Here is a 5,935-nt window from a genome sequence, read left to right as displayed (position 1 = left end):
GGCCGGGACCGAAGCGGCGCCGAGGAGCCGAAGCAACGCAAAGAGCCGGAGTGGGAAGTCGGCGGGTCCGACTTCCCACTCCGGCGGAGTGCGGTGGAGCGGTCAGCGAGGGGCCGGCGTGAGGCCGAGGCGGTCGCCCAGCAGGGCGAGCAGCTCCCGCTCGCGCCCGTCGAGGTAGAAGTGGCCGCCGGGGTGGATCCGGAGCTCGAAGCCGGAGGTGGTGTGCCGCTGCCAGGCGGCGGCCTCGGCGGGGGTGACCCAGGGGTCGGTGTCGCCGGTGAGGGCGAGGACGGGCGTGCGCACGGTCACCTCCGGTCCGGCGTGGTAGCCGCCCACGGCCGTCAGGTCGGCGCGGACGGCCGGGAGGATCATCTGCAGCGCGTCCTCGTCCGTCAGCAGCCGCGGGTCGGTGCCACTGAGCTCCCGCAGGTGGGCGGTGAGGGCCCGGTCGTCGGTGAGGTGGTCGTACTCGCCGTCGCGCCGGGTGGAGGGCGCGCGCCGGCCGGAGACGACGAGCAGCTCCGGGGCGCGGCCGTCGCGTTCGAGGCGGCGGGTGAGTTCGAAGGCGAGCAGGGCGCCCATGCTGTGGCCGAACAGGGCGTAGCGGCCCTCGCCGACCTCGGCCCGGACGGCCGGCGCGGCCAGGTCCGCCAGCCGGGAGAGGTCCGCGACGGCCGGTTCCCGGTAGCGGTCCTGACGGCCCGGGTACTGCAGGGCCAGCACCTCGACCTCCGGGCCGGCCGCCGCGGACCAGGGCCGGAAGACCGAGGCCGAGCCGCCCGCGTGCGGCAGGCAGAGCAGCCGCAGCGGCGCGCCGGGGGTGGCGGAGGTGGCGGGGGCGGCGGGGCCGGCGCCGAGCCGGCGCACCCACAGGGCGCTGTCGACGGACGGGGTGCCGACGGCGCTCATGCGGCGGCCTGCCGCTCCGCACGGCCGGCCCGCTCGGCGGACTCGGCGGGTTCACCGGACTCGCCCCGCTGCGGGCGGAGCAGGTCGAGCCGGCGGTCGGACAGCAGGATCGCCCGCTGCACCTCGCGCAGCGCCCGGCCGGGCTCGATGCCGAGTTCGGCGGTGATGGTGCGGTGGGCCGCGCGGTAGACGCGCAGCGCGTCGGCCTGCCGCTCCGAGCGGTACAGGGCGATCATCAGCTGCCGGTGGAAGGCCTCGTGCAGCGGGTGCTCGGCGACCAACGAGTAGAGTCTGCCGATCAGTTCGCGGTGGCGCCCGGTGGCCAGGCCGGTCTCGACGTGCATGCCGAGGCATTCCAGCCGGGCCTCCTCGGCCCAGGTGGCGAAGCCCTCCAGGATCGGCCCGGAGCGCAGGTCGCCGAGCGCGGGGCCGTGCCACAGGGCGAGGGCCTCCTCGAAGGCGGCGGCGGCCTGTTCGGTGCGGCCCTCGCGGGCGGCGGTGCGTCCGGTCTGCATCAGCTGCTGGAAGTCGTCGGAGTCCAGCCGGTCCTGCGGGCCGAGGCGCAGGACGTACCCGGGGGACTGGGTGGCGATGACGCTCTCCGGCCGGCCGTCGGCGAGCAGCTTGCGCAGCCGGGAGATGTAGACGTGGATCGCGGCCAGGTGACGTCGTGGTGGGGCGTCGCCCCAGATCTCGAAACCGAGCTGCGGGACGGACACCACCTCGTTGGCCCGGATCAGCAGGGTCGCCAGCAGCACCTCCATGTTCCGGGCCTTGACGGCCGAGGTGCCGTGCTCCGTGGTGACGCGCAGGCTCCCGAGCAACTTGTACTTCACAGTGGCCTCCTGGGGGGGGATGTCGTCCGGCCCAGGTTGTCCCACCGGGGGCCGTCCGCACATCAGCGGAACTACGTACGGACGCCCCCGGCCCTCGCGTGTTGCTTACCGCCGGTTCACTTCCGGTCCAGCGCGCGCAGTTCGGCGGCGAGCGCGAGCCGCTGCTCCAAGGGGCCGCCGCTCATCCGCAGGACCGTCAGCAGCGTCCAGAGCCGGGTCTGCGGGAAGAACCGGGGCGAGCCGTGCACGTCGTCGTGCACCCGCAGGCGCAGGCTGCGCAGCGAGCGCAGCAGCCGGTCGGTGTCGGAGGGCGGGATGATCTCGTCGCGGGCGCTGGTGACCAGGGCCACCGGGACGTCGACGGCCCCGAGCCGGTCCGGGCCCAGGGCGAGCGGGGCGAGGGCGTCGAACACGGATCCGGCGTCGGTGCGGGCCAGGTGGGCGAGGGTGTCCACGGTGACCCGGGGGACGGTGGCGTGCCACACCCGGTCGGTGAAGAAGTCGTGCACGGGCAGGCCCGCGCCGACGACGCCGCGGATGCGGGGATCGGCGAGCGCGGCGTGCAGCGCCAGGTTGCCGCTGAAGCTGAGCGCCAGCGCGTAGGTGCGCGAGGTGTCGGCGCGGTCGGCGACGGCGTCCAGGACGGCCGGCAGCAGCGCGGGCGCCGTCAGGTCGTACGGCAGCGGGTTCTCGCCGACGCCGGGCATCTCGGTGACCACCCCGGCCAGGCCGAACTCGGCCAGCTGCAGCAGGACGGGTGCCCACTGCTCCTTGAGGCTGATGATCCCGCCCGACATCAGCAGCAGCGGCCGGGGCTCCCGCGCGGACAGCCCGCCCGCCCAGGCGGCCACCGGGCCGGCCGCGGTGGGCACCTCGATCCGTTCGATGCCGGGGAAGCCGGCGGCCCAGCGGGCGAACACCGCGCGGGCGCGGTCCTCGGCCTCCCGGCGGGCGGAACCGGAGGGGTAGGGGAAGCGGGCCATCGTGTAGTAGCGCCCGGCCTCCAGCAGCCGGCCGTCGCGTTCCAGCCGGTCGCCCGCCTCGGTCCAGCGGCGCACCCAGGAGCCGGGGCCGCCGTCGCCGTCGTCCACGACGCCGTCCAGCACGGCGCCGTACTCGGCGGGGGTGATGCCCTGGGAGGTGGCCTGCGCCACCACGAACTGCTTGAGTTCGGCGAGGTCGTTCGCCGGGGCCCGGCCGCTCATGCGCTCGCCTCCGACCGGACGGCCGGGCCGGTCACCGGTTCGGTGGCCGGTTCGGTGGCCGGTTCGTCCTCCCCGGGGCCGGGCCACTCCTCCAGCGCGGCACGGATCTCGGCGAGGACGTCCGCCGCCTCCGCGCCGTCGATGACCCGGTGGTCGAAGGCCAGGCTGAGCCGGAACACCGGGGCGGCGACGATCGCGCCGTCCCGGACCACCGGGCGCTCGACGATCCGGCCGACGCCGAGCGTCACGGTGGTCCCGCCGACCGAGTGGAAGCCGTCGACCGGCCGGTGGCCGAGCGAGGTGACCGCGAAGGTCCCGGTGATCAGCGGGCGCAGCCGCAGGTCGCGGGCGGCCCGGGCGAACCGCAGCCGGCCGCGCAGCCAGGACAGCCGGTGCAGGGCCCGGATGCCGGCGAACTCGGGCAGCTCGGCCGGGTCGCCGTCCAGCACGCGGTCCAGCCGGCGCTGCACCTCGGCGAGGCCGGCGGTGTGCGGCTCGGGCACGACGGTGGACAGCACCACCCGGGTGCCCCCGAGGGTGCGGTCCAGGGTGACCTTGCCGGACACCGTCGGGAAGGCGGCCACCCGGGGGCGCGGGCCGCCCCGGTAGGCGGAGTTGGCCTCCGGGTGACGGGCCAGCACCCCGCCCGCGGCCACCAGCAGGTAGCCGACCACCGAGCGGCGCTGTCCGGCCGCCCGGGCCCGGGCGCGGTCCTCCAGCAGGCGGGTGGCGTCCACCTCGGTGTCCAGGAAGACGGGCGAGAAGTCCCGGATCGCCTCCAGGAAGTACAGCGTGTGCCGTCGCTCGCGCGGCGGTGGTGCGAGACGGAGACCGGCTCCGGTCGGATTTGTCATCACGGGCCTCTCGGGTCGGACCGGCAGAGGTGCCGAGCCTGGCGGACGAGGCCAAACGAGACCTGAAGCGGGAGGTCCGGACCGGTCACGGGGTTCGTGAAATCCTTGTTTCGTCCGGCCGGTTGTCCCGTGTTCGAAGCTATGATCGACAGCGGTCGGGGGGATCCGCCGGTTCCGCCCGCCACCGGGGGAAGGGGCAGCAACCGTGATCGCAGTCCGAGAGACCCGAGGGACCCGAGAACTCCGGGACGCCGGCAGCGTGGCCCGCGACCGCATCAGCCTCCGCACGGACACCGTCCGGCGCGCCGAACTCGACCAACTGCGGGACGTGCTCGACGAGGTGACATCGGGTCGGCAGACCGTGGTGGAGCTCGCCGGGGACCCGGGCAGCGGTAAGTCCCGGCTGCTCACCGCACTCGCCGAGGACGCCTCGGCCCGCGGCTTCACCGTCCTGCGGGCCCTGGCCGACCCCGCCGAACAGGACCTGGCCGGCGCCCTGTTCGTGCAGATCCTGCGCGACTGGATCGGCCTCGCCGACCTCGCCGGGCTGCGCGACGAACTGCTCGCCCTGCTCCGGCGGATCTCCGTCTCCGTGGAGGCCTCGACGGACGGCTGCCCGAACCCGGAGCGGCTGCGCGCGCTGCTCGAACAGCACACCTGCCGGGGCCTGTTGATCGTGCTGGACGACGTCCACGCGGCCGACCCCGGCTCGCTCGCGCTGCTCGACCGGCTGATCCGCTGGCCGGTGCGGGCCCCGCTCGCGCTGGTGGTCTCCCACCGGCCCCGGCAGACCCCGCAGACGCTGCGCGCCACCCTCGCCCGGGGCAGCCAGCTCGGCACCACCCGGCGGATCGAGCTCGGCCGGCTCGGCCTCGCCCAGGCCGCCGAACTGCTCGACCTGCCCGCCACCACCCCCCGGCTGCGCGCCCTGCACCGGGACTCCCACGGGAACCCGCTCTACCTGCTGGCACTCGCCGGGGTCTGCCCCGGCCGGCTGTCCGGCCGCCCGGAGGGTTCGCTGGCCGACCTGCGCGGCCTGCCGCCGGACGCCGCGCTGCCCGACCGGCTGGCCCGGCACCTGGTGACCGAACTCGCCGTCCTCGGCCCGGAGCAGCGGCTCGTCCTCGACGCGGCCTCGGTGCTCGGCACCGAGCTGGACGCCCGGGCGGTCGCCGCGGTCGCCGGGACGAGTGAGGACGAGGCCTGCCGCACCATCGACGACCTGCGCCGGCTCGACCTGCTGCGACCGCTGGCCGGCGGCCCCCGGAGCACCTTCCGGCACCCGCTGGTGCGCTGGCTGGTCCACGACGGCACCGACTTCTGCTGGCGCTCCGACGCCCACCGCCGGGCCGTCGGCGTCCTCGCGGGCCGCGGCGCCCCCGCCGAACGGCTCGCCCCGCACATCGAACGGGCCACCCCGGGGCGGGACCCGCAGGACGCGGCCGTCCTCGCCGAGGCCGCCCGGTCCGCGCTGCGCAGCGGCGACACCGACCTGGCCGGGCACTGGCTCGGCACCGCGCTCACGGCCCTCGGCCACCAGGACCCGGCCGACGACCGGGTGGCCGGCCAACTGCTCGCCGCGGCGGGCGAGGTGGCGGCCCGTACCGGCTCGCGCGGCCTGCTCGCGGAGGCCACCGCGCGGCTGGGCCGGGGGAGCCGAGCCGACGCGTCCGGGCCCGGCCGGCCGCAGGCCGAGGAGCGGCCGGGCCGACGCGGCGCGGCCCCGTCCCGGAGGCCGGCCGCCGCCCGGCCGCCCCGCTCGGCCCTGCCCGCCGCCACGGCCGAGCCGGCCGGGCCTTCCTTCGAGCTGCTCACCGAGCGGGAACGCGAGATCGCCGAACTGGCCGGCACCGGCCTGCGCAGCCGCGAGATCGCCGACCGGCTCGGACTGAGCGCCCGCACGGTCGAGGTCCACATCGCCCGCACGTACCGCAAGTTGGGTATCGGCTCCCGTGCGGCGCTGGTTCGTATGGTGGTCGAGGAGCACCGTCGGGCGTCGTAGCGCGTCGTGGCTGCGCCCGCCGGGGTGGTCGGGGTGCGCATGGCCTGCGCGTGCGGCGAGTTGGGTGTGGGCTCTCGTGCGGTGTTGGTTCGTGTGGTGGTCGAGGAGCAGCGGCGGGCGTGCCTGCCG

5 protein-coding genes are annotated in these 5,935 nt (G+C 76.3%); 1 reads left to right on the top strand and 4 read right to left on the bottom strand.

Annotated elements, in window-relative coordinates; translation table 11 throughout:
• Positions 1-102: 102 nt before the first annotated feature.
• The 4 genes from ACFXAM_RS37445 to ACFXAM_RS37430 all read right to left on the bottom strand — a co-directional run bounded on the left by ACFXAM_RS37445 (position 103) and on the right by ACFXAM_RS37430 (position 3,804).
• Positions 103-909, bottom strand: coding sequence for a thioesterase II family protein (locus ACFXAM_RS37445; protein WP_380298262.1), 807 nt, complete (start codon positions 907-909; stop codon positions 103-105).
• Positions 906-1,745, bottom strand: a complete 840-nt coding sequence (locus tag ACFXAM_RS37440; protein ID WP_380298260.1) for a BTAD domain-containing putative transcriptional regulator — start codon at positions 1,743-1,745, stop codon at positions 906-908. The genes ACFXAM_RS37445 and ACFXAM_RS37440 overlap by 4 nt, the downstream gene beginning before the upstream one ends.
• Before the next feature lie 116 nt (positions 1,746-1,861).
• On the bottom strand, positions 1,862-2,950 hold the full coding sequence (locus tag ACFXAM_RS37435) for an alpha/beta hydrolase (protein WP_380298258.1): 1,089 nt from the start codon (positions 2,948-2,950) through the stop codon (positions 1,862-1,864).
• The gene (locus ACFXAM_RS37430; RefSeq protein ID WP_380298255.1) at positions 2,947-3,804 is read right to left on the bottom strand and encodes a 2-oxo acid dehydrogenase subunit E2; all 858 of its coding nucleotides are present in this window, start codon (positions 3,802-3,804) and stop codon (positions 2,947-2,949) included. The genes ACFXAM_RS37435 and ACFXAM_RS37430 overlap by 4 nt, the downstream gene beginning before the upstream one ends.
• A gap of 205 nt (positions 3,805-4,009) precedes the next feature.
• Between ACFXAM_RS37430 and ACFXAM_RS37425 the strand changes: the two genes are divergently transcribed.
• Complete coding sequence (locus tag ACFXAM_RS37425; protein ID WP_380298254.1) at positions 4,010-5,806, top strand: AAA family ATPase; 1,797 nt, start codon at positions 4,010-4,012, stop codon at positions 5,804-5,806.
• Positions 5,807-5,935 lie beyond the last annotated feature (129 nt).

The organism is Kitasatospora sp. NPDC059462 (genome assembly GCF_042749955.1).
Taxonomy (GTDB): domain Bacteria; phylum Actinomycetota; class Actinomycetes; order Streptomycetales; family Streptomycetaceae; genus Kitasatospora.
This window is presented reverse-complemented; position numbering and strand designations above follow the sequence as displayed.

Bases quoted from the DNA above. Each gene is read 5' to 3' on its own strand.
- ACFXAM_RS37445 (WP_380298262.1), bottom strand. From the start codon at position 909: ATGAGCGCCGTCGGCACCCCGTCCGTCGACAGCGCCCTGTGGGTGCGC.
- ACFXAM_RS37430 (WP_380298255.1), bottom strand. From the start codon at position 3,804: ATGACAAATCCGACCGGAGCCGGTCTCCGTCTCGCACCACCGCCGCGC.
- ACFXAM_RS37435 (WP_380298258.1), bottom strand. From the start codon at position 2,950: ATGAGCGGCCGGGCCCCGGCGAACGACCTCGCCGAACTCAAGCAGTTC.